The 25,435-nt window shown below is 71.1% G+C and carries 21 protein-coding genes and 1 riboswitch; of the genes, 8 read left to right on the top strand and 13 right to left on the bottom strand.

What is annotated here, in order from left to right:
- Window positions 1–10: 10 nt before the first annotated feature.
- The 5 genes from ncot_RS19695 to ncot_RS10850 are packed head-to-tail and all read right to left on the bottom strand — an operon-like array spanning window position 11 to window position 5,690.
- The gene (locus ncot_RS19695) at window positions 11–1,444 is read right to left on the bottom strand and encodes a bifunctional adenosylcobinamide kinase/adenosylcobinamide-phosphate guanylyltransferase (RefSeq protein WP_168617621.1); all 1,434 of its coding nucleotides are present in this window, start codon (window positions 1,442–1,444) and stop codon (window positions 11–13) included.
- Window positions 1,441–2,241 carry an ECF transporter S component gene (locus ncot_RS10865; RefSeq protein WP_168617620.1) on the bottom strand — a complete coding sequence of 267 codons (801 nt, stop codon included), beginning with the start codon at window positions 2,239–2,241 and terminating at the stop codon, window positions 1,441–1,443. The genes ncot_RS19695 and ncot_RS10865 overlap by 4 nt, the downstream gene beginning before the upstream one ends.
- Window positions 2,234–3,832, bottom strand: a complete 1,599-nt coding sequence (locus ncot_RS10860; protein WP_168617619.1) for an ABC transporter ATP-binding protein — start codon at window positions 3,830–3,832, stop codon at window positions 2,234–2,236. The genes ncot_RS10865 and ncot_RS10860 overlap by 8 nt, the downstream gene beginning before the upstream one ends.
- Window positions 3,829–4,953, bottom strand: coding sequence for an energy-coupling factor transporter transmembrane component T (locus tag ncot_RS10855; RefSeq protein WP_168617618.1), 1,125 nt, complete (start codon window positions 4,951–4,953; stop codon window positions 3,829–3,831). Before ncot_RS10855 ends, ncot_RS10860 begins: the two co-directional genes overlap by 4 nt.
- A 2-nt stretch (window positions 4,954–4,955) precedes the next feature.
- Window positions 4,956–5,690: an SCO2322 family protein gene (locus ncot_RS10850; RefSeq protein ID WP_168617617.1), complete on the bottom strand. Its 735-nt coding sequence runs from the start codon at window positions 5,688–5,690 to the stop codon at window positions 4,956–4,958.
- 86 nt (window positions 5,691–5,776) lie between these two features.
- Window positions 5,777–5,898: riboswitch (cobalamin riboswitch) on the bottom strand.
- A gap of 54 nt (window positions 5,899–5,952) precedes the next feature.
- On the opposite strand from ncot_RS10850, the gene ncot_RS10845 reads away from it, so the two are divergent.
- Window positions 5,953–6,213, top strand: coding sequence for a hypothetical protein (locus ncot_RS10845; protein WP_168617616.1), 261 nt, complete (start codon window positions 5,953–5,955; stop codon window positions 6,211–6,213).
- A gap of 143 nt (window positions 6,214–6,356) precedes the next feature.
- Here the strand turns inward: ncot_RS10845 and ncot_RS10840 are convergent, their stop codons facing one another.
- The gene (locus ncot_RS10840) at window positions 6,357–7,121 is read right to left on the bottom strand and encodes an acyl-CoA thioester hydrolase/BAAT C-terminal domain-containing protein (protein ID WP_168617615.1); all 765 of its coding nucleotides are present in this window, start codon (window positions 7,119–7,121) and stop codon (window positions 6,357–6,359) included.
- A 34-nt stretch (window positions 7,122–7,155) separates the two neighbouring features.
- On the opposite strand from ncot_RS10840, the gene ncot_RS10835 reads away from it, so the two are divergent.
- The 5 genes from ncot_RS10835 to ncot_RS10815 all read left to right on the top strand — a co-directional run bounded on the left by ncot_RS10835 (window position 7,156) and on the right by ncot_RS10815 (window position 12,692).
- Entirely contained in the window at window positions 7,156–7,971 is an 816-nt protein-coding gene (locus ncot_RS10835) for a thymidylate synthase (RefSeq protein WP_168617614.1), read from the top strand.
- A gap of 45 nt (window positions 7,972–8,016) precedes the next feature.
- Entirely contained in the window at window positions 8,017–8,919 is a 903-nt protein-coding gene (locus tag ncot_RS19690) for a dihydrofolate reductase (RefSeq protein ID WP_240937865.1), read from the top strand.
- Between the two features lie 136 nt (window positions 8,920–9,055).
- On the top strand, window positions 9,056–9,979 hold the full coding sequence (locus ncot_RS10825) for an LLM class F420-dependent oxidoreductase (RefSeq protein ID WP_168617613.1): 924 nt from the start codon (window positions 9,056–9,058) through the stop codon (window positions 9,977–9,979).
- Between the two features lie 113 nt (window positions 9,980–10,092).
- The gene (gene dapA / locus ncot_RS10820; RefSeq protein ID WP_168617612.1) at window positions 10,093–10,992 is read left to right on the top strand and encodes a 4-hydroxy-tetrahydrodipicolinate synthase; all 900 of its coding nucleotides are present in this window, start codon (window positions 10,093–10,095) and stop codon (window positions 10,990–10,992) included.
- 11 nt (window positions 10,993–11,003) lie between these two features.
- Window positions 11,004–12,692, top strand: a complete 1,689-nt coding sequence (locus tag ncot_RS10815) for a ribonuclease J (RefSeq protein WP_168617611.1) — start codon at window positions 11,004–11,006, stop codon at window positions 12,690–12,692.
- Window positions 12,693–12,850: 158 nt separating this feature from the next.
- Here the strand turns inward: ncot_RS10815 and ncot_RS10810 are convergent, their stop codons facing one another.
- From ncot_RS10810 to ncot_RS10780, 7 genes are all read right to left on the bottom strand, one after another.
- Complete coding sequence (locus ncot_RS10810; RefSeq protein ID WP_168617610.1) at window positions 12,851–14,170, bottom strand: hypothetical protein; 1,320 nt, start codon at window positions 14,168–14,170, stop codon at window positions 12,851–12,853.
- 130 nt (window positions 14,171–14,300) lie between these two features.
- A complete protein-coding gene (locus tag ncot_RS10805; protein WP_168617609.1) occupies window positions 14,301–14,987 on the bottom strand; it encodes a response regulator transcription factor in 687 nt (228 codons plus the stop codon).
- Window positions 14,984–16,876 (bottom strand): ATP-binding protein, encoded by a 1,893-nt coding sequence (locus ncot_RS10800; RefSeq protein WP_168617608.1) that lies wholly within the window; start codon window positions 16,874–16,876, stop codon window positions 14,984–14,986. The genes ncot_RS10805 and ncot_RS10800 overlap by 4 nt, the downstream gene beginning before the upstream one ends.
- A 229-nt stretch (window positions 16,877–17,105) precedes the next feature.
- Window positions 17,106–17,909 (bottom strand): class I SAM-dependent methyltransferase, encoded by an 804-nt coding sequence (locus ncot_RS10795; RefSeq protein ID WP_168617607.1) that lies wholly within the window; start codon window positions 17,907–17,909, stop codon window positions 17,106–17,108.
- 31 nt (window positions 17,910–17,940) lie between these two features.
- Window positions 17,941–21,441 carry a thiol reductant ABC exporter subunit CydD gene (cydD, locus tag ncot_RS10790; protein WP_168617606.1) on the bottom strand — a complete coding sequence of 1,167 codons (3,501 nt, stop codon included), beginning with the start codon at window positions 21,439–21,441 and terminating at the stop codon, window positions 17,941–17,943.
- Window positions 21,438–22,466: a cytochrome d ubiquinol oxidase subunit II gene (gene cydB / locus ncot_RS10785; RefSeq protein WP_168617605.1), complete on the bottom strand. Its 1,029-nt coding sequence runs from the start codon at window positions 22,464–22,466 to the stop codon at window positions 21,438–21,440. Before cydB ends, cydD begins: the two co-directional genes overlap by 4 nt.
- A gap of 8 nt (window positions 22,467–22,474) precedes the next feature.
- Window positions 22,475–23,929 carry a cytochrome ubiquinol oxidase subunit I gene (locus ncot_RS10780; RefSeq protein ID WP_168617604.1) on the bottom strand — a complete coding sequence of 485 codons (1,455 nt, stop codon included), beginning with the start codon at window positions 23,927–23,929 and terminating at the stop codon, window positions 22,475–22,477.
- A 90-nt stretch (window positions 23,930–24,019) separates the two neighbouring features.
- Here ncot_RS10780 and ncot_RS10775 point away from each other — a divergent pair, with 90 nt between their 5' ends.
- Together ncot_RS10775 and ncot_RS10770 are read left to right on the top strand one after the other, a co-directional pair.
- Window positions 24,020–24,469, top strand: coding sequence for a BlaI/MecI/CopY family transcriptional regulator (locus ncot_RS10775; RefSeq protein WP_168617603.1), 450 nt, complete (start codon window positions 24,020–24,022; stop codon window positions 24,467–24,469).
- Between the two features lie 4 nt (window positions 24,470–24,473).
- Window positions 24,474–25,334: a M56 family metallopeptidase gene (locus ncot_RS10770; protein WP_168617602.1), complete on the top strand. Its 861-nt coding sequence runs from the start codon at window positions 24,474–24,476 to the stop codon at window positions 25,332–25,334.
- Window positions 25,335–25,435 lie beyond the last annotated feature (101 nt).

Genomic DNA, 25,435 nt, shown 5'->3' with positions numbered 1-25,435 from the left:
CACAGCGCACTCACAGGTGGACCACCCGCCCGGTGATGCACCAGCGCACGTCTTCGGTCTCGGCGGCGAGCCTGCTGTTCAGCCGTCCCATCTCGTCGCGGAAGCGCCTCAGTGAGGCCCGGTCGGGAACCAGCCCCTGGCCGACCTCGTTGGTGACGGCGACGACGCGACGGCTGGTGCTGCGCCACGCCACGACGAGATCGTCGACCGCCGCTGTCACCTTCTCGGAGGCTCCAGCTGCCCACACGTCGTCGTCCCAGGCCTCGTGCTCGTCCATGACCCGGGTCAGCCACAGGGTCAGGCAGTCGATGAGCAGCGGCCCGCCCGCCGTCCGCAGCAGCCCGACGAGGTCGAGGGACTCGATCGTCGACCAGTGCTGGGGCCGTTGCAGCTGGTGCCGGCGCACCCGCTCGACCCACTCCGGGTCCTCCGAGCGCGGGTACGACGTCGCCACGTAGGTCACGTCCTCGGCGGCGGCCAGCAACCGCTCTGCCTCGGTCGACTTGCCGCTGCGGGCGCCACCGATCACGAGCGTGCGCAGGTGTGCGCGCGGATCGCTGTCACCTGGTGACTGCGCATCGCGCGCATCTGCTCCGGCCGCGTCGCGGTCGTGGGATCGCGGCACAGCGCGGTCACGTGGTGCCTGTGCGTTGCGTGCCCCCGGTCCGACGAGCGAGCCGTCGTCGACGATCCGGGCGCCGTACGCCGCCAGGCGGCGCGCGAGCTCGGGTGCCGGCGGGTTGTGGTGCGAGAGGTGTACGGCGACCAGGTCGGTCGCGTCGGTGATCGCACCGACACCGCGGAGCCGGCGTACCTGGTCGGCGAAGGCAGGGAGATCGAGATGGGAGGTGCCGTGGCTGACGAGGTCGCCGAAGGTCTGCTCCAGCAGCACCACGTCGTACGCCGCGTCCCGTGCCGCGGCGACGGTGGAGGCGGGCAGGGGACCGGTGTCGGTGGCATAGAGCACCCGCCCGCTCGGGGCGGCCACGTCGTAGAGCACGGCATCGTCGGTGTGTGCGGCAGCGAGGACGCGCACCACGCCGCCGGCGAGCACGAGTGAGTCCCCGGGAGCGACCACGTGGAAGCGCACGTGGGTGTCGGGTGCCAGCCACTGCCGGGCCCCGTCGATCACCGAGGCCGGACCGACCACGTCGAGCGGATCGTCGGCCGAGGTGACCCAGGAGCGGTAGAGCAGGAAGGCCGGCGCGGTGTGGTCGGGGTGGTCGTGCGTGAGCAGCACGTGCCGGACCGACGTCAACGACGCGCCACATCGCTCGGCGGTGCGGGGGGTCTCCGGGCCGCAGTCGAGCAGGAAGCTGTCGACCATCGCGCACGTCTGCGCGCGGACCCGGCCCGAGGCGCGAGCGGCCGCGCAGGAGGCGCAGCCACAGAACGGGTTCGGCCAACCGTCGGCCGCGCCGGTGCCGAGCACGCGGATGCTCATCGCAGGAACTCCACGTGGGGGTCGAAGTTCGCCAGTCGTGCCACGCGGCGGAAGGCGCGCAACAACGGAGCGCCGACCAGCAGCAGCAACAGGAAGGTGAAGATGCCACGAGCCAGGTCCCACACCACCGAGGTGGTCAGGTAGTAGCGCACGTAGTTGGTCGCGTTGGTGGCCACCGACGCTCCCTCCACGAAGCTGATGCCCTGACCGTACTGGCCGAAGGGCCAGAACCACAGGTTCATCAGTGCGCCGTAGAGGAGGCCGAGGAAGAAGCCGAGCCCGGCCATCAGGAGCACCTCACGGCGGCCGGGACGCACCGGCAGGCAGCCGGCGAGGAAGCCGACCCAGCCGGCGGCCATCATCTGGAACGGCAGCCACGGTCCGACGCCCCCGGTGATCAGCGCGCCGATGAAGAGCGAGAGCGCCCCCTGCACGAAGCCGAACCCGCGACCGAACACGCGTCCGCCGAGCATGATCAGCGCGAAGCTGGGTTCCAGTCCGGCCACGCCGGGGGAGAGCGCGCGCAGTGCGCCTCCCATCGCCGACAGCATGCCGAGGAGTGCGATTGCCTTGGCGTCGATGCCGCCGGCGTTGAGCTCGGCGAGCACGATCGCGGCGAGCAGCGGCAGGATCAGGGCGAACAGCCACGGGGCGTCCGAGCCGTGGGAGGAGGCCTCCACGCCGCCGGCGGGCTCGAAGACGAACGGCCAGCCGAAGGCGCCCAGGGTCACGATGCTGGCCAGGACCAGCGCGAAGCCGGCCGAGGCGTGCACCCGGATCGCGTGGACGTCACTCATGGGCGCTCCCGGCCAGCGAGTGATCGGTCGAGGCCAGGGCCGCGGCGACGTCGTGCACGGTCAACCACGGTTGCGGCGCCATCACCTTCGCCACCTGGGGGGCGAAGGCGGGGGAGGCGACCACCACGTCGGGGGCAGCACCGTCGGCGACGACCTCGCCGTCGGCGAGGACCACGACCCTCGAGGCCACCTCGGCCACCAGCTCCACGTCATGGGTGGCGAAAACGATGCCGTGGCCGGCGTCGGCGAGCTGGTGCAGGACCGTGATCAGCTGCTGCTTGGCGACGTAGTCGAGGCCACGGGTCGGCTCGTCCAGGAGCACCAACCGCGGCTCGGAGACCAGGACGATCGCCAGGGCCAGCGACAGCTTCTGGCCCTCCGACAGGTCGCGTGGGTGCTGCTCGCCGGGGATGCCGGGGGCCAGTCGGTCGAGCAGCTCCCGGGTGGCACCCTTCGTGGCTCCCGCGTCGCGGTCGGCCGTGGCGCACTCGTCGGCCACGCTCGCGGCGTACAACAGGTCGGCCGGCACCTGCGGGACCAGCCCGACCTCGCCGACCTCCACCCGGCCGGAGGTGGCCCTGTGCAGTCCCACGAAGGTGCGCAGGAGGGTCGACTTGCCCGCGCCGTTGCGGCCCATCAGGGCGACGATCTCGCCGGCGGCCACGCTGAGCGTGACGCCGTTGATCACGGGTCGTCGCGGATAGCCGGCGACCAGGTCCTTCACCGACCCGACCGGAGCTCCCAGGGAGGTCGCGCGGTGCTCCGGGGGAGGTACGTCGGCCAGCTGGGCGCGCAGCTCCACCGACCGGCGCCGGGCGTTGCGCACGGTCAGTGGCAACGGGGACCAGCCCGCCGCCCGCCCGAGCTGGACGACGGGAGGCGCGATCGGTGTGGTGGCCAGGACGGTGGCGGGATCGCCCGTCTCGACGTGGGCGCCGTTGCCGGGCACGTGGATGATCCGGTCGACGTACTGCACCACGCGCTCGAGGCGGTGCTCGGCCAGGACCACCGTCATGCCGAGGTCGTGGACCAGGCGTTGCAGCGTGGCCAGCACGTCCTCGGCGCCCAGCGGGTCGAGCGCGGAGGTCGGCTCGTCGAGCACGAGCACCTTGGGGTGCGTGGTCAGCACGGCACCGATGGCCACGCGCTGCTGCTGGCCACCGGAGAGCTGGGCCAGGGGACGACCGCGCAGGTCGGCCAGACCGAGCAGGTCGAGGGTCTCCTCGACCCGCTTGCGCATGGTGGACGGCGACACACCGAGGGACTCCATGCCGTAGGCGAGCTCGTCCTCGACGTTGTCGGTGACGAAGCCGGCCAGGGGGTCCTGTCCGACGAAGCCGACCACGTCGGCGAGGTCGCGGGGCCGGTGGGTCGCGGTGTCGCGCCCGTCGACGGTGACCCGGCCGCGCAGGGTGCCGCCGGAGAAGTGCGGCACGAGGCCGTTGACGGCACGCAGGAGCGTGGACTTGCCGCTTCCCGTGCGGCCCATCACCAGCACCATCTCGCCTTCGGGGACGTGCAGGTCGACGTCGCTCAACGTGGGGGCGGCGGCGCCCGAGTAGGTGATGGAGACCTGGTCGAAGCGGATCATGCCGCCACCTCGAGCTCGTCGGGCTGCGCCTGGGCTGCCGGGCGGGGCAACGGCGGGGCGAGGAACGCCGGGAGCGCCCCGACCAGGATGCCGACGCAGGCCAGCACCGGCACGGGCGGGACCTTCGCGACGGAGCCCATCACCAGGGTCGTCGGGTCGACCCGCATCTGCCAGAACGTCAGCACGGCCGCGGTGAGGCCACTGGCGACGACGAGCAGCTCGGGGACCGCCTCCGGGTCCGGGCGGTAGCGGGTGCGCCCGGTGCGACGACCGCCGACCACGAGCCCGGCGATGCCGAGGACGCAGCCGACAAGCAGTGCCGGCAGGCCCATCCAGTCGGAGGCTGTGCCGCTGAGGATCCCGTAGACGCCGAGGCAGACGCCGAGCATCCCGGTGATCACGAGGGCGGAGGTGATCCGGCGCGAGCGCGGGTCGGAGACCGTCGTCCGTCCGTAGCCACGCGAGTCCATCGCGGCGGCCAGGTCCACCGACCGCTCCAGGGCGCCCTCGAGCATCGGCATCGCCAGCCGACCGAAGCGACGGATCCGCCCGGTGTTGCCGCCGCGCAGCCTGGCCGCGTCGCGGACCCGACGGGCGTCGGTGGCCAACTGGGGCGCGAAGGTGAGCGCGATGATGCAGGCGACACCGATCTCGTACAACGCCGCCGGCACGTAGCGCAGGAGCTGGCGGGCGCTGCCCAGGGCGTTCGCTGCCCCGATGCAGCAGAAGATCGCGGCCAGCTGCAGCGCGACGTACAGCGCCGACAACAGGGCCTCGAGGGTCACCTCGCCGCCGATCTGCAGCCCGGTCGACTCGGGCAGGGGAAGCTGCGGCAGCGTGAACAGGACGGTCAGGCCCTGGGCGTTGCCCGAGAGCAGGGTCTGGAAGACCAGGTGGACGGCGATCACGAAGAGCGCCAGCTTGAAGAACAGGGCGTACGACGACGCCCACGGGGTGTCGCCACGACGAGCCGACACGACGAACCAGCTCACCGCGATGATCAACAGCAGCGGGACGGGGTTCATCGTGCGGCTCGCCGCGGCGGCCAGGCCGATCGCCCACAGCCACCAGGCACCCGGGTGCAGTGCACGCGGGTGGGTGATCAGGTGGTGTGGGCGCATGATCAGGCTGCTGAGCGGTTGCGGCGGGCCAGGACGAGACCGCCGGCGAGGAGCACCACGATGACGCCGCCGACGCCCAGGAGGACGGGAAGGTTGTCGTCGTCGGACTCGGAGTCGGCCCCGGAGACGTCGGAGCCGGAGGCGTCACCCGCCGCGGCGGTCTGGAACTCGACGGTTCCCTCCTCGGCAGGGGTGCCCTTCTCGGCGGTGTCGCTGGAGCAACCGGTGGCGGGGTAGCCGCTGATGCCGCACAGGCTCGGGCCGTAGGAGGACTTCTCCGTGCGCAGGTCGGGCGCGACGGCCTGCAACGTCTGCAGCCCGGTGGCCTTCGTCGGGACCACGGCACACAACGCCTCGGGTTCGGGGATCTCGGCGCCCTTCGCGGCGTCGGCCTCCACGCCGTAGTCAATGAGGACGGCCACCCGCTTCTGGTCGGACTCGGCCTCCTTGTCGCCGCACACCGACTCGAAGGTGACCTTGCTGAGGTCGGCACGGGGGACGTTGGGGTTGTTGAAGTCGGCGGGGGCCGCATAGCGGTAGCCCTCGACGGTGCCGTCCTTCGGCTTCGACGACGACGGACCGACCGCCTGGGCGACGAACTTGTCGTTGCTCACGCTGAAGTAGGCCCAGTAGCGGTAGACGTCGTCGGCGTGGGCGGTGGACGGGGTCAGGGCGATGACCAGTCCGGCCAGGGCCAGGGACAGGGCGGTGGCGATGGTGGTGCGCAGCGAACGCATTGGGTGGTGACCTTCTCTTGGGTTCGGCACGCGGGGTCGTGAACCGGACCGGAGGAGCGCCCGGCTCCCGTTCCGCAGACCTCGGCGGTTTGGAGCCAACATCCCGTCCGGTGTTCCGGCTTGACGGCTGCGGGTCAGCGCCGGAATCTCACCGGCTTCCCCAGAGCGGGACGTGCAGCACGACGCCACGAGACGACGTACCAGTCCGAAATGTGCCACCGTGCCTCCCGTTCGTCAAAGGCGGGCGCGCTAGTCTCACGCCATGGCCAACGTCCCCCCAGAGCCGACCACCTTCAAACCCAGCCCGGAACCGCCGCGTCCGTGGACCTGGCGCCTCGAGGACGCCTCGGGTGCCGTGGTGGAGATCACCGGCGACCTGGCCGACGAGACGTTCGTCAGCCAGGCGGACGCCGAGTCGTGGGTGGGCGAGTTCTACGCCGACCTGGCCGAGCAGGGTGTCGACGCGGTGACGCTCTTCGAGGCCGACCGCGAGGTCTACGGTCCGATGAGCCTGCACGCCTGAGCCTGCACGCTTGAGCCTGCACGCCTGAGCCTGCACCATGAGTTGCCAGGGCCCTTCGATCTGATCGGCCGGTGATGACGCCGATCGACTGCTCGTCGGCGCAGACGAAGGCGACGTGGAGCGCAGCAGGCGGAGCGGACGGCTCAGCCCAGCTCCAGGATCGCGGCCAGCACCTTCTCACCGAGCGCCCGGTCGGCCTCAGGGTCGCCGCCCGCGGGAAGGTCCGTGCGCGGGGGAGGCGCCTGCTCCCCGGGGAGCAGCACGCGGTGCCCGGCCCCGGCCTCGACGAGGTGGGTGGTGTCCTGTCCGTGGTGGGTGCGACGGGCGACGATGTCCTCGCAGAACGCCGCGGACTGCCACACCCGGTCGTCGCCGCCGGCGCTCACGATGACGGAGGCGTCGATGCGTTCCACCGGGATGTCGTAGTCGACCCGGTTGCCGTTGAGGGCGGCCACGCTCTTCTCGTGCACCTCGCGCGCGTCCGCCAGCGCGTGCCCGGTCTGGTCGACGTACGGAACGCCGGCGATCGGCTCACCGCGCCAGGTCCACTTCGCGTCGTGCACCGGACGGCCGTCCTCGAGGTCCGGGCATTCCCACACCACCGAGGTCGGCGACAGGGCGATCACCGCGGAGACCCGGACGTCACGCGCCGCCAGCAGCAGGGCTGCTTCCGCCCCGAAGGAGACACCGAGGATGCCCACGCGACGGCATCGCCGGTCGAGCTGCTCGAGGTGGGGCAGCAGCGACTCCAGCGGAACCCGCCGCGGGGTCCTCGGCTGCCCGGTGCCGCCGAACCACTGCACCGGGACGGCGTCGATGCCGTGCGTGCGCAACATCTCGCAGCGCTGTGTCTCGAGACGACCGGACGAACCGGAGAGGACCATCAGACCAAGCTCGGAGTGGGTCACACCTTCATGGAACCACGCGTCGTAGGCTGCTGTCGTGCAGCCCTACCTCGACCTCCTCCAGCGTGTCCTCGACGACGGCGCCGACAAGGGGGACCGCACCGGCACCGGCACCCGCAGCGTGTTCGGCCACCAGATGCGGTTCGACCTGTCGGCCGGTTTCCCGCTCGTCACCACCAAGAAGGTGCACACCCGCTCGGTGTTCGCCGAGCTGCTGTGGTTCCTGCGCGGTGACACCAACGTGAAGTGGCTCCAGGACCGCGGCGTCTCGATCTGGGACGAGTGGGCCGACGAGAACGGCGACCTCGGACCGGTCTACGGCTACCAGTGGCGCTCCTGGCCGGCTCCGGACGGCAGCCACGTCGACCAGGTCAAGCAGGTCATCGAGCAGATCCGCCGCGACCCCGACTCGCGGCGCCACATCGTCTCCGCGTGGAACGTCGCCGACATCCCGCAGATGGCGCTGGCGCCGTGCCACACGATGTTCCAGTTCTACGTCGCGCCGCCCCAAGGAGACAGCGTTCGGGGCCGCTTGTCCTGCCAGCTCTACCAACGCAGCGCCGACGTGTTCCTCGGAGTGCCGTTCAACATCGCCTCCTACGCGCTGCTCACCCACATGGTCGCCCAGGTCACCGGGCTCGAGGTCGGTGACTTCGTGCACACCTTCGGCGATGCGCACCTCTACTCCAACCACCTCGAGCAGGCGAGGCTCCAGCTGACCCGCGAGCCGCGTCCGCTGCCGACGTTGACGCTCGACCCGTCGGTCACCGAGATCGACGGCTTCGACCTCGACCACATCACCCTCGAGGGCTACCACCCCCACCCCGGGATCAAGGCCCCGATCGCCGTCTGAGATGCGCGAACGGTGGATTCTTGATGCCCGAACGGTGGATTCTTGATGCCCGAACCGACGATTCCTGACGCCCCGCGGGTCGTCATGGTGGCGGCGTACGCCCGGAACCGGGTGATCGGCGACGGTGGTGAGATCCCGTGGCACATCTCCGAGGACTTCGCGCACTTCAAGAAGGTCACCCTCGGCCACACCCTGGTGATGGGCCGGGCGACCTACGACTCGATCGGGCGCCCGCTGCCCGGGCGTACGACGATCGTGGTCACCCGCCAGCGCGACTGGAGCGCGGGGGAGTACGCCGACAAGGTGCTGGTCGCGCACAGCATTAACGAGGCGCTCGACCTCGCCGCGACCCAGCCGGGAGACACCGTCATCGCGGGCGGCACGCAGGTCTATGAGCAGGCGATGCCGTTCGCCACCCACCAGGTCCTCACCGAGATCGACCTCGAGCCGCAGGGTGACGCCCGGTATCCCGAGTTCAGCCCGGACGAGTGGCGCGAGACCGGTCGCGCCGCGGGCCCCGGGCTCGACTGGGTCTGGTGGGAGCGCACGGCTGCGCCGCCGACGATCGTGGTGGCCGCAGTCGCGTTCGTCCGCGATCGACAGGTGCTCACCGTCCGCAAGCGCGGCACCGGCAGGTTCATGCTGGTCGGCGGGAAGTTCGAGCCGGGTGAGGCGCCCGCCGATGCGGCCCGGCGTGAGGCCGAGGAAGAGGTGGGCCTGAGCCCGACCGACCTCGAGCCGCTCGGCAGCTTCGTCTCGCTGGCCGCCAACGAGCCCGGACACCTGCTGCGCTCCGAGGCATTCCTCGCCAGCCCCGAGGGCGAGCCGAGCATCGACGGCGAGATCGACGAGATGCGCTGGATGGGACTCGACGAGGCCCACGCCGACCTCGCACCGCTGCTGGAGCACCACGTGCTGCCCATCCTGAGGAAGCGCTTCCCGGACTGAGGTCGACGGAGGCGTGCTCCGGGGTCACACGCTCGCGACAGTGGAGGATCCCACGCAGCATGCGCGTGAAATCCTCCGCTGTCGCGCACCCAGCAGGACACCCGGGCGTGTGCACGGGCGTGGCAGGCTGGGCGTCATGGAACTCCGTGTCTTCACCGAACCCCAACAGGGCGCGACCTACGACGACCTCCTGAAGGTCGCCCTGGCCGCCGAGGAACTCGGCTTCGGGGCCTTCTTCCGCTCCGACCACTACCTCGGCATGGGCACCGAGGGGCTGCCCGGGTCGACGGACGCCTGGACGACTCTGGCCGGACTGGCCCGCGACACCACGAGCATCCGGCTCGGCACGATGATGACCTCGGCGACCTTCCGTCACCCCGGCGTGCTGGCGATCCAGGTCGCGCAGGTCGACCAGATGAGCGGCGGCCGGGTCGAGCTGGGCATCGGCGCCGGCTGGTTCGAGCAGGAGCACACGGCCTACGGCATCCCCTTCCCGTCCACCAAGGAACGCTTCGACCGCTTCGAGGAGCAGCTCGCGATCATCACCGGCCTGTGGGGCACCGAGGTGGGGGAACGGTTCAGCCACGGCGGCGCCACCTGGCCGATCACCGACTCCCCGGCCCTGCCCAAGCCGACCCAGGCCAAGCCGCCGATCCTGATCGGCGGCCTCGGCAGACGACGTACGCCGGCGCTCGCGGCGCGGTACGCGGACGAGTTCAACCTGCCGTTCGTCGACGAGCAGACCACGAAGACCCAGTTCGACCGGGTGCGTGCAGCCTGCGAGGAGATCGACCGAGACCCGGAGGAGTTGGCCTGGTCCAACGCGTTGGTGCTGTGCGTCGGGCGCGACGAGGCCGAGATCCGCCGGCGTGCCGAGGCGATCGGTCGTGAGGTCGACGAGCTGCGGGAGAACGGCTTGGCCGGCACCCCCGACGAGGTGGTCGCCAAGGTCAAGCGGTTCGAGGCCCTGGGCAGCCAGCGGATCTACCTGCAGGTGCTCGACCTGGCCGATCTCGACCACCTCCGGCTGGTCGCCGACCAGGTCATGCCAGCCGTCTGAGGCTCGGTCAGGAAGGCGTCGAGACTGGGCACAGGGAGTCGGGAGCACGAATTCGGGTGTCCGCGCAGCCACCTGTGCGCTCAACCCGGGTCCGTGAGCGATAACCTGTCGCCATGACCTCCGCTGCCCCCGCCGCGCCCTTCGGTCGCGTGCTCACCGCGATGGCCACTGCTTTCAACGATGACGACTCCGTCGACTTCGAAGGCACCAAGAAGATCGCGCAGCACCTGGTCGAGAACGGCCACGACGGACTGGTCGTCTCGGGCACGACCGGCGAGTCGCCGACCACCTCGATCGAGGAGGACGGCCAGATCCTGGCCGCCGTCCGCGAGGCCGTGGGCGCCGACATCAAGATCGTCGCCGGCGTCGGCACCAACACCACCGCCCACTCGGTCGAGCTGGCCAGGCAGGCCGAGAAGAACGGCGCCGACGGGCTGCTCCTGGTCACCCCCTACTACAACAAGCCGTCCCAGAAGGGCGTGCTGCACCACTTCCGCCAGGTCGCCGAGACCACTGGCGTCCCCGTGATGCTCTACGACGTCCCGGGACGCACCGGCACCACGATCTCCCTCGAGACCTACGCCGAGGCGATCAGGATCGAGTCGGTCGTCGCGGTCAAGGACGCGGTCGGCGACTTCGCCCGCGGCGTACGCCTGCAGCAGCTCGGCTACGCGGTCTACTCCGGCGACGACATCGCCAACCTCGGCTGGCTGGCCCACGGCGCGGCCGGCGTGGTCTCGGTCGTCGGCCACGTGGCCGGCAACCAGATCAAGGCGATGTCCGACGCCTTCCGCTCCGGCGACCACGCCGAAGCCCTCACCATCTTCACGCGGATGCTCCCCGCGATCGACGCCGTCATGGGCGTCCCCAACTACGGAGCCACCACCGCCAAGGCAGCACTCCAGCTGCTCGGCGTCATCGACAACCGACACGTCCGCAGCCCTCTCGTCGAGCTCGACGAGGAAGAAGTGACCGCACTTCGCACGGGGCTGGAGGCGGCCGGTCTCATCTGAGGAGATCCACTTTGAGCCATCCGCACCCCGAACTCTCCGTGCCGCACGAGCTGCCGAAGGGTGGACTGCGGATCACCCCGCTCGGCGGCCTCGGCGAGGTCGGTCGGAACATGACGGTCTTCGAGTACGACGGCCGCCTGCTGATCGTCGACTGTGGCGTGCTGTTCCCCGAGGACCACCACCCCGGCGTCGACCTGATCCTGCCCGACTTCGCCTCGATCCGTGGACGCCTCGACGAGGTCGAGGCGCTGGTGCTGACCCACGGGCACGAGGACCACATCGGCGCCACGCCGTACCTCCTGCGCGAGCGCGGCGACATCCCGCTGGTCGGCTCCGAGCTGACCCTGGCGCTGCTCGGCTCCAAGCTGCGTGAGCACCGGCTCAGGGAGACGGTGCACCACGTCGTCAAGGCCGGCGACACGATCTCCTTCGGCCCGTTCGACCTCGAGTTCGTCGCGGTCAACCACTCGATCCCGGACGCGCTGGCCGTGGCGATCCGCACCGGTGCCGGGCTGGTCCTGCACACCGGTGACTTCAAGATGGACCAGCTGCCGCTCGACGGTCGGATCACCGACCTGAACGCGTTCGCCCGTCTCGGTGACGAGGGCGTCGACCTGTTCATGACCGACTCCACGAACGCCGAGGTGCCGGGCTTCACCACCACCGAGAAGAGCATCGGCCCGGTGCTCGACTCCGTGTTCCACAGCGCCCGTGACCAGCGGATCATCGTCGCCTGCTTCGCCTCCCACATCCACCGGGTCCAGCAGGTGCTCGACGCCGCGGTCGCCCACGGCCGCAAGGTCGCGTACGTCGGCCGCTCGATGGTGCGCAACATGGCGATCGCCCGTGACCTGGGCTACCTCAACGTGCCGAAGGGTGTGATCGTCGACGCCAAGGAGCTGGCCGACCTCGCCCCGCACAAGCAGGTGCTGATCTCCACGGGCTCGCAGGGCGAGCCGCTGTCCGCGCTGTCGCGGATCGCCCAGCGCAACCACAACTTCGTGCACATCGAGGAGGGCGACACCGTCGTCCTGGCCTCGTCACTGATCCCCGGCAACGAGAACGCCGTCTACCGGGTGATCAACGGGCTCTCCCGCTGGGGGGCCAACGTGGTGCACAAGGGCAACGCGCTCGTGCACGTCTCCGGGCACGCGAGCGCCGGTGAGCTGCTCTACTGCTACAACATCGTCAAGCCTAAGAACGTGCTGCCGATCCACGGCGAGATCCGGCACATGCGCGCGAACGCCGACCTGGCCCGGGCCACCGGCATCGAGAACGTGGTGATCGCCGAGGACGGCGTGGTCGTCGACCTGGTCGACGGCAAGGCGGAGATCGCCGGCAAGGTCGAGTGCGGCTACGTGTTCGTCGACGGCACCTCGGTCGGTGACATCACCGAGTCGTCGCTCAAGGACCGCCGGATCCTCGGCGAGGAGGGCTTCATCTCGGTGATCGTCGTGGTCGACTCGCAGTCCGGCCACGTGGTCAGCGGGCCCGAGATCCACGCCCGCGGCTTCGTCGAGAACGAGCACACCTTCAACGGCATCCGACAGCCGATCATCGACGCGCTGGACAAGGCGATGTCCGACGGGGTCAACGACACCCACCAGCTGCAGCAGACCGTACGCCGAGTCATCGGCCGCTGGGTGAGCAACAAGCACAAGCGTCGTCCGATGATCGTCCCGGTCGTCATCGAGGCCTGAGACCGGCCGCCCGCTCCACTGCCTCTGCACTCACCGGACAGTCCGCAGGCCCTCCTCGACGAGGACCTGCGGACTGTTCGTCATTGCGGGCTGACCCGGGCCGGCGCCGGCTCACGCGGGCCGGCGAGGCTCGACACGGGACCGCGCGGACCTTCGCGTCAGCGGATCCTCGTGCCGTTGTTCCTGATCCGCACGGCCTTCGTGGTGATCACCAGCGCGCGGTGACCGGGGCGGGCGATCGTGATGCGCGCCTTGAGCCTCGTGCGACGATCGGCCTTCCTGATCCGGTGCGCCCGCGACGTGGACCCCTTGACCACCTTGCCGTTGCGCAGCCACTGGTAGCGCACCTTGGCATCGGGAGCGTCCGCCCTGGTCCTGATCTTCTTGGCGCCGATGACGACCTTGACCTTCTTCCTCACCTGGTGCGTGCCCTTGAGGGTGATCTTCCTGCCGGTCCACACCGGGGCTGCGGCTCGGGCCACAGTGCTGCCACCGATCCGGCTCGTCTGCGGGTCGTAGCCGGCGCGGGTGGCGGTGACCACGTAGGAGACGGAGTGCCCGATGTCCTTCAGTCCCAGCGTGTAGTCGTTGTCGGTCGCTCCGGGGATCGGTGAGCCGTCGCGCTCCCAGTGCCGGGCGATGTCGGTCCCGACCGGCCACTCACCCTCATCGCCGGTCAGGGTCTGTCCGAAGACCCGGTTCCCGGTGATGCTCGGAGGGGAGATCGCCGCGAGGCTGCCCCGGACGACGGTGCTGGTGAAGGTCGAGTACTCGAACCCGACCAAGTGTCCGGGGCGTTGGGCGGTCACCCCGACCCGGATCTTCGTGCCGAGGTCCGCCGGGGTGAGCGTGTAGGTGGGCCCGTGGGCGAAGCTCGTGCTCGTGCCCTCGCGGTACCAGGCGTAGCTGTAGGACTCCGGGGAGTTCGTCCAGGTCCCCGGAGAGGCGGTGAGCGTCTGACCGACCTGTGCTGTGCCGGCGACGGAGGGAGCGGCTTGGTTGACAGGCGGTGCGCCGTTCTGCACCGCGTCGGTGGCGGCGGAGAACTCGTCCTTGACGCACGGCGACTGTGCGCCGATGCCGCGGACCCACAGCCGGATCTGCTTGCCCTGGTCCTGCGCCTTCACCGTGTAGTTGAAGGTGCGGTTGTCCAGGTAGGTGTGGGAGGTCGAGGTCGTGGCGGCGTTGTCGCCGACGAACCACATCACCTTCAGGTTCTTGGTGTTGCTGTTCCAGACTCCGGTCCGGGCGGTGACCACCTCACCGACCTTGGGTGCGGACGGCGCCTGGGGGACCACGATCCACGGATCTGTGGTCGCCGCGATCGTGGGACAGGGGACGCCGGGATCCTCGGGCAGCTCGGGAGTTTCACAGTCGAGGCACACGTGCGCGTTGGCGCCGGGTGCGGTGAGCAGGGCAGCGACGACGGTGGTCGCCACCACGGTGGTGCTGGTTCGCAATAGGGTGCGCAGACCCATGGGGTTGACTCCTCTGGTCTCGAGATGGCTCCGCGAGGTCGCCCGATCGGCGGATCGAGGCCGTGCACGGGTCGCCGAGTCTAGGAACGATGCGGGGCCCGGCGCGTCGCCCGAAGGTCGCGACTTCGGGTCAACCTTGGGATGACGGGCGGGGGCGCGGCACCGCCGCCTGGTGCAGCCCGCTCTGGAAGCCGAGGACGACCGCCTGGACCCGGTCGCGGACCTCGAGCTTGGTGAGCAACCGGGTGACGTAGGTCTTCACGGTCGCCTCGCTGAGGTGCAGGCGGGCGGAGATCTCCGCGTTCGACAACCCCTCGCTCAACGCGTGCCACACCTCGAGCTCACGGTCGCTCAGCCGCTCGACGAGGTGCCTGGCCGACGGGGCCGGCGCGGTGGATCCTTGGAGGTAGGCGTCGACCAGGCGCTCGCCGACAGGGCGGGAGAACACCAGCCGGCCGGCGTACGCGTCCCGCACGGCGGCGGTGATCTCCTCCGGTGGGCTGGTCTTGAGCAGGTAGCCGTCGGCCCCCGATCGCAGGGCGCCCGCGACGTGGTCGTCGAGGTCGTAGAGGGTGAGCATGAGCACGGCGGCCCGCAACCTCTGCTCCCGGATCCTGTGCAGCCCGGCCAGGCCGTCATGGGCGGGCATCTCCAGGTCCATCAGGACCACGTCCGCGTCGTGCCGGGCGGCCAGCTCGGCGGCGCGGAGCCCGTGCTCGGCCTCCGCGACGACCGCGATGTCGGCTTCGGCCTCCAGGATCGAGCGGATCCCGTTCCTCACCAAGGGCAGGTCATCGGCCACCACCACGCTGATCATGTGCCACTCCGAGTCGCCGAGGGGAGCGGGAAGCGAGCCGTCACCGTGAAGCCTCGCCTGCCCGGACCGGCAGAGAAGTGCCCGTGGCTGGCGCTGACGCGTTCGCGCAGCCCGGAGAGCCCCCATCCGCCGCTTGGAGTGGAAGGTACCGCGCCCTGGGGTCCGGTGTCCTCGACTTGGACCAAGAGGTGGTGGCGTCGTCGGGCCACCAGCACGCTCACCTCGCTCCCGGGAGCGTGCCGGGCGCAGTTGGTCAGGGCTTCCTGGACCACTCGGTAGCAGGCTCCGGCCAGCTCGGGGGAGGTCGGCGTGGGCAGGTCAACCCGGGCCTCCACCGCCAGGCCGGAACGTCTCCACTGGCTGATCAGCGCCAGCAGCTCACTGCCCAGGGTGGTGCCGTCCAGGGTGGTGCCGGCTGGGGTCGTGCCGGCTGGGGTGGTGCCGGCTGGGGCCGGGCCGGTCTCGCCGGGCAGCAGCGGACTGCTCGCGGTCCGGGCCTGGTCGCCGGCCTCCCTGGCGATGCGCAGGGCGGCGATCGCCTTGTCCGGCGACGGCTCGAGGTTGGCCTCGGCGGCGCTGACCTGCATCAGCATGATGCCCACTGCGTGACTCGTGGCGTCGTGCAGGTCCCGGGCGATGACCACACGCTCGCGTCGGACCGCCTCGGCAACGCCGTTCTCGAGCGCAGCGCGCAGCACCACGGACTCCTCCTGGGCTCGCTGCAGGATGCGGTCGGGCTCACCCCACGCCCGGCTGCTGGTGACCGAGACCAGCAGGAGAGTCGCGATGAAGGCCGTTCCGTCGGTGCCGAACCGCGTGCCCAGGACGATCGCCGCCACGCAGACGATGCCCGCGAGGGCACGGTGCTCCAAGTCGTCGGTGCTGGCGAGCTCCCACAGGACCGCGGCCACGCCGGCCGCCATCAGGAGGAGGGCGTCCGGGTCGTCCGGGGGCTGCACGGCCAGGAGCGCCAACGCGGTCGCGAGGAGGGCAACCGCGATGAGTGGCGTCGTACGCCGGAGGGCGAGCGCCGCGACCACTCCGGCATAGGCGAGGGCGACCCAGCGCTCGTCGGCCCAGCCGTCGACCTGCCACAGGGTGATGGCCGCCACCGACGCGGCGGCTGCAGCCAGGCCCAGGTCCACACGCCACCGCGAGCGCTCGGGCGGGGACGACGCCCCTGCTGACGTGGGTTCGGCCCGCAGGAGCAGCAGGAGCTTGCGCAGCTCCTCGACCGTTCGGGTGCCGCGCTCCCGGATGCGCCGCAGATGTGCCACGGTCGGCGTCGTCCCGAGCAGGGCGTGGTCGATGGCCGACACCATGTCGTGGACCGCCGCGCGGAGGTCGGTGGCCGCACTGGCGGCGACGTGACGCCGCTCGGCCTCGGCCCGGGGACGGGCCAGAGCAGCGGGGTCCGCGGCCGCCAGTCGCTCCGCTTCGGCCACGGCACGGGCTGCGGCCAGGGCGCGGTGGCGCACGAGCCGGCCGAAGAGCCAGAAGGATCCGAAGACGACGAGCGTGACGACCAGCTTGCGGAGCGTGATGCCGTCGCGCATCGCCTCCGGGAGGGCGGTGAGCCCGATCGCGAGGAGGCCGACCCACGCTTCCGGCGTACGCCGCCCGACCCATCCGAGCAGGAGGACGGCGCCGGCAACCAGCTCCAGCGAGCCGTAGCGGCCACCGCTGACCAGTCCGGTCAGGCTGGCGGCACCGAGCAGCAGAACAGGGAGCAGGGGCCGGGTGCGGGCCAGGAGGACGGCCACGGCCATGAGCGGCACCGCGAGGTGTGCCGGCCCGAGTGGCTCGTCGATGAAGAACGCCGTCCACGCGCCAGTGAACAGCGCGGGGAGGAACGTCGGCCACCGGGCCAGCGACAGCCACCAGGTCATGGGAGGCACTGTCCACCAGAATCGACGTCACCGTGCCCGGAACGACGAAACTCCTGCGCGGGTGGTCGCGTCGGTCTCGCGGGTGTGCCGTGGCGCGCGGCCGCGTGTGGTGGCCCAGGCGACGGCCTCGATCAACCTGCGGGCGACGCCACGACCGCGGACGTCGGGAGCGGTGAAGAGCTCGTCCCACGCCACACGGTCTCGGGCCTCCGAGTCCAGAGGGTGATGGTCACGGTGTGACTCCTTCTGCCAGGAGTGCGGTCGCGGAGAAGACCAGGTCGTCGCCGTCGAGGAGGTCGCGGCTGAGGTCGTCGTACGACGCCCGCAGTCTGGTGCGCACCGCCTCGGGCTGTGCCTGCAGGGCCCGGCCGATGACGCCGATGCCGGCCGAGATCCCGCGCCAGAAGTGGTCGGGGCGGATCCGCCAGCTGATCGGCACCTCGACCACCGACACGGCCTCGAGCCCGGCGCCGGTGGCCAGGGCGGCGACACCGTCGCGGGTCCGCTCGAAGTCGAGGTGCGGCGGCAACAGGTCGGCAGGCGGGGGAGTGACCCCGGAGGCGTCCAGCACCCGGGCGAAGAGCTGGCCCTGGGAGGTGGTGCCGGACGGCCACACGGTGAACAGCACCTGTCTGGCCGGCCGGGTGACCCGCGCCAGCTCCGAGACCCCAGCCCGCGGATCGTCGACGTGATTGACCACGAAGTTGGCGACCACGACGTCGAAGAGGCCGGTGGCGAAGGGCAACCGCGGCAGCCCGGCCCTCACCAGGCGGGTTTCCGCGGGCAACACCTGCCGTGCGGCGGCGAGCATGCCCGGGTCGGGCTCCGTGGCGGTCAGGCGAGCGTCGGTCTCGACGATCCGGGCCGACAGCAGGCCGGTGCCCGCGCCCACCTCGAGTGCCGTCGCCCCCGGCAAGAGGCGCGCGCGTTCGAGCAGCAACGGAATCGTGCCGGCGCAGTAGTGCGCGAAGGTGTCGGCGTAGGCACCGGCCACGTCGGACCAGTGGTGGGTTGCGCGGGCCGGGGTGGTCATCGCCGGACAGCCTATGTGCTGCGTCGTGGGCTCACCCGGTTGCCGGGACCACCAGCTCGGCACCCGCTCCGAGGTCGAGGATCTCGTCCATCTCGGCCAGGCCGACCGTGTCGTGCGTGATCCACACGATGCTGCGTCCCGCGCTGGCACTGAGCAGGTCGTCGGCGACTGCGCGTGCCGTGGCCGCGTCGAGATGGGCGGTGGGTTCGTCGAGCACGAGGACGTCGCGTCCGGCGAGCACGGCTCGGGCCAGGCCGATGCGGGCCCTCTCGCCGCCGGAGACCTCGACTCCGCCGTCGCCGACTCGAGTGTGGATCCCGTCGGCCAGGCCGTCGACCCAGTCACCGAGGTGGGCGGCGCGCAGTGCGTCTGCCACCTCGCCGTCCGTGGCGCTCGGTCGGGCCAACCGGACGTTCTCGACGAGCGTCGAGCCGAAGAGGTAGGGGTCGTCGTCGAGCAGCCCGACCACACGGCGTACGTCGTCCCCGTCGAGGTCGGCGACCGGGATGGAGCCCAGGTCGTGGTGGCCCGCCCGGACGGGCAGCAGCTTGAGGAGGGCCAGTGCCAGCGTCGACTTGCCCGAGCCCGACGGCCCGGTGATGCCGATCCGGCGTCCGGGAGGCAGGTCGAGGTCGAGTCCTTGGAGCACCTCCTCGTCGGGCCTCCAACCCAGAGAGGCGTTGCGCACGGAGATTGCCGGAGAGCCGTCCAACGAGGCCGGGGCGGTCGGCTCGGAGACGGCCGGGTCCAGCCCGGTCAGGGAGGTGAGCCGTGCCTGGGCGGCCGACGTGCGCACGAGGAGGGCGCCGGCGTCGGCCAGGGGTGCGGTGACCTCGGCCAGGGCCAGCGGGAGCAGGAGGAGCAGGGCCAGCATCGGCCCGCTGATGGCGCCCTCGGCCAGTCCCGGTGCGCCGATGAACGCGACCGCCACGGTGCCCAGGCCTGCGCTCAGGAGCGCGACCGCGCGGCCGACGGCGACCCCCGCGACGGAGCCCTGGGCGCTCCGGGCCAGGCGTTTCCCGGCGACATCGGCCTCGGACAGGGCCCGCTCGGCGGCACCCCAGACGACCCACTGGCGGGCGGAGCCGATCAGGTCCGCGCTGCGGCGTCCGACCTCGGCACGTGCGTCCACGAACGCGGTCTCGTGCCTGCGCGCGCCCGCCCTCGCGATGAGGAGGGTGGCGCCACCTCCGAGCAGCGCGACCCCGACGACCGGCAGCACGGCCAGGGGTAGCAGGAACCACGCGAGGGTGCCGGCGATGGCGGTGACCCCGAGCCAGCTGGCGATCGGCAGACGGACCCGCAGCAGGTCGTCGAGGTGGGAGTCGACGTCGTCGACGACTCCGGTGAGCACGTCGCCGTGACGGCCGGTGCGGCCCGGGACCAGGGGCACCAGACGGGCGAAGACGCCTGCACGGCGCTCGGCCAGCTCGCGCAGGGCGAGGTCGTGGCCGAGCAGGCGCTCCACGTAGTGCAGTGCAGGTCGAGCCAGGCCGAAGGTCCGCACGCCCACGATGGCAACGGTGAGCATCAGGATCGGCGGCTGCTCGGCACTGCGCGCGATGAGCCAGCCAGCGGTGGCGGTCAGGGCGACGCCGGAGGCAGCGCCGAGCGTGGCCAGCACGGCCGTCAGGGCCCAGCCCCACGCGCCGTCGAGGCGACGCTTGCCGACTCCCGGGCCGGCCGCGTCCACCGGCGCTGACCGCTGGGTACGTCGCGCAGGTGCGGGTCGACGCGCGAGGGCGTCGCCTCGTGCCGGCACGGCTCCCGACTCGGCTCCGGTTCCGTCTCCCGGTTCGTTTCCCGGTTCGTCTCCGGGGAGGGCTCCCGGTCCGCCTCCCGCACCGGTGAGCTCGTGCGGGCGCGGGGCGTCGACGGCGACGGTGGCCAGGTCGATCACGTGGTCGGCGACGTCGACGACCGCCTGGCGGTGTGCCACGACGACGACCGTGCTGGTCTCGGCCACCATCCTGATCACGTCGAGCATGATCCGCTCTGTGTCGGCGTCGAGGTGTGCGGTCGGTTCGTCGAGCAGCACGTAGGGACGCTCGGCGAGCACCACCCGGGCCAACGCCAGCCGGGCGCGCTGCCCGGCGGACAACCCCAGGCCCTCGTCGCCGAGCCGGGTGGCCAGGCCGTCGGGGAGCGCGAAGACGAGTCCGGCCAGGTCGACGGTGGCCAGGGCGGCGTACAGCTCCGCCTCGGTGGCCTCGGGGCGGCCCAGGCGCAGGTTCGCGGCGATGGTGTCCGCGACCAACCACGGGCGTTGCGGGAGGTGTGCAACGCGCGCCTGCCACGACGTACGCCGGACGGCCGCGAGGTCGTCGCCGCCGGCACGGAGCATGCCGCCGGCGACGGGCAGCTCGCCCAGGAGCGTGTGCAGCAGCGTGCTCTTCCCGCAGCCGGACGGGCCGACCACGGCGGTGATCGTGCCCGGCAGCAGCCGTGCGCTGAGACCGCTCACCACCGGTTCGCGATCAGGCCAGGCCAGTGAGACGTCGTCGAGGCGGATGGTGCGCGGTGAGGCATCAACAACTGCCTGTTCGGACGACAAGAATTGCCCGTTCGCGACGCAAGAACTGCCCGTTCGCGTGAGGTGGGTGATCGCGGTGAAGGTGGCGGTGCCCTCGGCTGCGGCGTGGAACTCGGCGCCGACGCGGCGGATCGGCCAGTAGGCCTCGGGAGCCAGGAGCAGCACCGTCAACGCGGTGCGCAGGTCCAGGGAACCGCCGGCCAGGCGCAGGCCGACGCAGACCGCGACCAGGGCCACCGAGATGGTGGCGATCAGCTCCAGGGCGGCCGAGGAGGCGAACGCCAGCTTGAGGGTGTCCACGGTGGCCCGGCGGTGGCGGTCGGTGACCGCGCGGATCTGGGCGGTCTGTGCTTCGGCGCGGCGGTGGGCCACGAGGGTGGGCAGGCCGCGGACCACGTCGAGGAAGTGCCCGGCGAGGGTGCCCAGCGCGCGCCACTGCCGGTCTGCCTTGTCGCGCGTGGTCATCCCGATCAGCACCGCGAAGACCGGGAGCAGCGGCAGGGTGAGCAGCACGATCAGCGCGCTGAGCCAGTCCTGCGCCGCGATCGCGACCAGCGTGATCACGGGCAGGACGACCGCGAGCACGAGCGCCGGCAGGTAGCGGGTGAGATACGGCTCGACGGCCGCCACCCCGCGGGTGGCCAGTGTGGTCAGCTCACCACGACGGCGACGACCGAGGTCGGTCGACGACTGCGCCAGGGCCGAGCGGAGCACCAGGTCACGCAGGTGTACGCCGACCTGCCCCGCCGCACGGGCCGCAGCGGCGTCGACGACACGACCGAGCACGGCCCGGAGGACCGTGATCCCCGCGAACCACCATGCCGCCGCGTGCCAGCCGGTGCCCGACGGCGCGTCGAGCACGCCGGCGACCAGCGCCGCCCCGGCGAACGCCTGGGCGACGACCAGCAGCCCGGTCAGCACGTTGCCGCCCACGACGACGGCCAGCGGGCGCCGTGCCGGAGCCAGGTGGGGGAGGACCTGCGGGTCCAGGGGCTTCATCGCGCACCGGCTCCCTCGGCGGCCAGCTCGGGGGTGGGGATGTGGTGCGTGGCGATCCGCTTGCGGAACACCCAGTAGCTCCACGCCTGGTAGCCGATCACGATCGGCGTGAACACCAGCGCCACCCAGGTCATCACCTTCAGGGTGTAGGCGGTCGCAGCCGCGTTGGTCGCGGTCAACGAGTGCGCGGCGTCCGTCGTCGACGGCATCACGTCGGGGAAGAGCGCCAGGAACAGTCCGGCCACCGCCAGCGCGATCGTGACGAAGGTGCCGGTGAACGCCCAGCCCTCACGACCTCGACTCGCCGCGACGAGGCCGGCAACCAGGGCCAGGGCGGCGACGACGAAGGCCGGTGCACTGTTGCCGTTCCCGGTGATCGCCTGGGTCCAGGCCAGGAAGGCCACCGCGGCCACGGCCGCAGCGGCTCCCAGGCGCAGGGCCAGGGCGCGGGCCCGGTGCCGGATGTCGCCGTCGGTCTTCAGCGCGATGAACAGCGCGCCGTGGGTCAGGAAGAGCAGTGTGGTGACCACGCCGCCCAGCAGGCCGAACGGGTTGAGCAGCGTCAGCGTCGTTCCGGTGAACTCGAACGAGGCGTCGATCGGGACACCACGCACGATGTTGGCGAAGGCGACGCCCCACAGGAAGGCCGGCACCAACGAGCCGTAGATGATGGCGCGGTCCCAGTTGGCCTGCCAGTCGGCCTCGGGTCGCTTGTGCCGGTACTCGAAGGCCAGCCCGCGCAGGATCAGCGCGACGAGGATCGCCAACAGGGGCAGGTAGAACCCGCTGAACAACGTGGCGTACCACTCGGGGAACGCCGCGAACGTGGCGCCACCGGCGACCAGCACCCACACCTCGTTGCCGTCCCAGACGGGGCCGATGGTGTTGATCATGACCCGCCGCTCGGTGTCGTTCCGGGCAAGGACGGGCAGCAGCATGCCGACGCCGAAGTCGAAGCCCTCGAGGGTGAAGTAGCCGATCCACAGGACGGCGATCAGGATGAACCAGACCGTGGTGAGTTCCATGATTGCTCCTAGTAGGCGAAGGTCAGCGGGGCGTCGTCGGCGTCGTCCGAGGAGCTCAGCGACGGGTCAGGCGGTTCCACGAACGGTTCGGCGCCGGCCTTGACGTACTTGACCAGCAGGCCGAACTCGATCACCGCCAGCACGGCGTACAGGCCGGTCAGCACGAGGAGCGAGGTGAGCGCCTCGCCGACCGAGACCCCGGGGGACACCGCGTTGTCGACGGTCATCAGGCCGTAGACCACCCAGGGTTGTCGACCCATCTCGGTGAAGATCCAGCCGAAGGAGTTGGCGAAGACGGCAGCGAACGGCAGGGACAGGGCGAGCCACGACCACCACCTGGCCTGGGGGCGACGACCTCCGCGCAGGCCCCAGAGCAGCAGGGCCGCGCCGGCCGCCGCACCCATGCCGAGTCCGATCATGAAGCGGAACGACCAGTAGGTCACCGGGATCACCGGGACGTAGTCGGTCGGGTGGTAGTAGGCGGCACCCGGATCGGTGCCGTACTCCTCGGCGTACTTCTCGCGCAACGGGTTGATGCCCTCGACCTTGCCGTCGAAGGTGCCGGTGCCCAGGAACGAGAGCAGGCAGGGGACCGTCACCGCGAACTTCTCGTGGCGTCCGTCGGGTGTGCCGACAGTGAAGACGGAGAAGGGTGCGCACGACTCGGAGGTCTCGTAGAGGCCCTCCGCGGCAGCCATCTTCATCGGCTGGACCTCGGTCATCACCTTGCCCTGGAGGTCGCCCGTGATCGCGGTGCCGAGTCCGGCGACCAGCACGATCCAGGCGCTGATCCGGACGCCGGTGAGATACATCGGCCGGTCCTCGTCCTTGGTGCGCTTGCGCAGGTGGAGCCAGGCCGAGACGCCGAGGACGAAGGCGCCGCCGGTGAGGTAGCAGGCGGTGACCACGTGCGGGAAGGCGACCACCTGCACCTTGTTGAACATCACCGCCCAGAAGTCGGTGAGCTCGGCGCGCCCGGTCTCCGGGTTGTAGGAGTGGCCCACCGGGTGCTGCATCCACGAGTTGGCGGCGAGGATGAAGTACGACGACAGCAGGGTGCCGATGTGCACCAGCCACATGCAGCCGGCGTGCAGCCAGCGGGGCAGCTTGTCCCAGCCGAAGATCCACAGGCCGAGGAAGGTCGACTCGAGGAAGAAGGCGAGCAGGCCCTCGATGGCCAGGAACGAGCCGAACACGTCGCCCACGAAGCGGGAGTAGTCCGACCAGTTCATCCCGAACTGGAACTCCTGGACGATGCCGGTGACCAGCCCGATGGCGAAGTTGATCAGGAACAGCTTGCCGAAGAACTTGGTGAGGCGCAGGTAGACCGGGTTTCCGGTGCGGATCCACATGGTCTCGAAGATCGCGATGATCGCCGACAATCCGATGGTGATCGGAACGAAGAGGAAGTGATAGACGGTGATGATTCCGAATTGCCAGCGGGCAATTTCGACGACGTCCATGAGCGGCTCCCGGTGGAGGTTGTCTACGACAACGAGTAGTAGATACGACCGAGCGTAGTACGACGAGGAAGCGTAGGTACAATCGACCGCATGGCAGCCCCGAAGTCCCGCTCGACGTCCCGCCAGCCCGGTCGCGGGTCGAGTCGCCGGTCAGCGCGTCCGTCCAGTCGACTGGGCGACCTCGAACGCGCCGTGATGGAGGTGCTGTGGTCGCCGCCCGACGACAAGGCGTGGACGGTACGTGAGGTGCACGCGCAGCTGGCCGAGACCCGCGACATCGCCTACACGACCGTGATGACGGTGCTGGACCGGCTGGCCAAGAAGGCCGTGGTCCACCAGGAGCGGGACGGCCGGGCCTACCTCTACCGTGCTGCCGCGAGCCGCGGCACGATGACCGCCGACCTGATGCGCGAGACGCTCAGCGACTTCGGACGCGACAGTCGGGAGTCAGCCCTGGTGGCCTTCGTCGAGGACGCCAGCGCCGACGACATCGCCGCGCTCAAGCAGGCACTGGCGGACCTGACCGGTCCCGACTCCTGATCCGATGACCACCCTCGTCCTCGGCGTGCTCGCCGTGCTGCTCGCCGGGCCGGTGCCGTCCCTGATGGCCCGCCTGCCCCGCCTGCGCCGTACGCCGCGAGCCGCCATGCTGTTGTGGCAGAGCGTCGCGCTCGGAGCCGTGCTGGCAGCGGTGGGCACCGGGCTGTCCTTGGTCACCGACCACGCGTGGCGGCGGGCGCCGGACCCACTGGGCTGGGCCATCGCCGGCGTCGCGCTGGCGCTGACCTCCATGGTCGTCGGTCGGCTGGCGCTCAGCGGCCACCGTGTCGGCACCACGTTGAGGACGCTGCGCCGGCGCCACCGCGAGCAGCTCGACCTGCTGTCCTACGACGGCCCCGGTGCGCAGGTGCTCGAGCACGACGTGCCGGTGGCCTACTGCGTGCCGGGCATGCAGGGGGCGCGCGTGGTGGTCTCGGCCGGCGCCCTGCAGCGGTTGAGCGACGTGGAGATCGAGGCAGTCCTGGCCCACGAACGGGCGCACCTGCGGGCGCGTCACGACCTGGTGCTCGAAGCCTTCAGCGTGCTGCACCGGGCGTTCCCGCGCTGGGTGTCGAGCGAGGCTGCGCTGGGGGAGGTGCAGCTGCTCGCCGAGGTGCTGGCCGATCGCGCCGCCACGCGGGTCTCGGGGCCGCTGCCGCTGGCGCGGGCCCTGGTCACCTTGGCTGAGGGGCGTGCGCCGCAGGCCGCGCTGGGTGCCGCGGGTGTGGCACTCGTCGACCGGGTCCGCCTGCTCGACGGGGACGACCACCCGGTCCAGGCGGCGCTGCTCATCCTGCTCGCCGGCTCGGTGATCGTGGCCCCGACTGCCTTCGTCGTGGTGCCCTGGCTGGCCGCGCTCGCCTGACCCGCCCTCCTGTCCGTTGGTCGACCAGGGCGCGCCCCACTTCGTTGGTCGCGCAGGGCGCGCCTCACTTCGTTGGTCGACCAGGGCGCGCCCCACTTCGT

It is taken from the genome of Nocardioides sp. JQ2195 (assembly GCF_012272695.1).
Classification (GTDB): Bacteria; Actinomycetota; Actinomycetes; order Propionibacteriales; family Nocardioidaceae; genus Nocardioides.
This window is presented reverse-complemented; position numbering and strand designations above follow the sequence as displayed.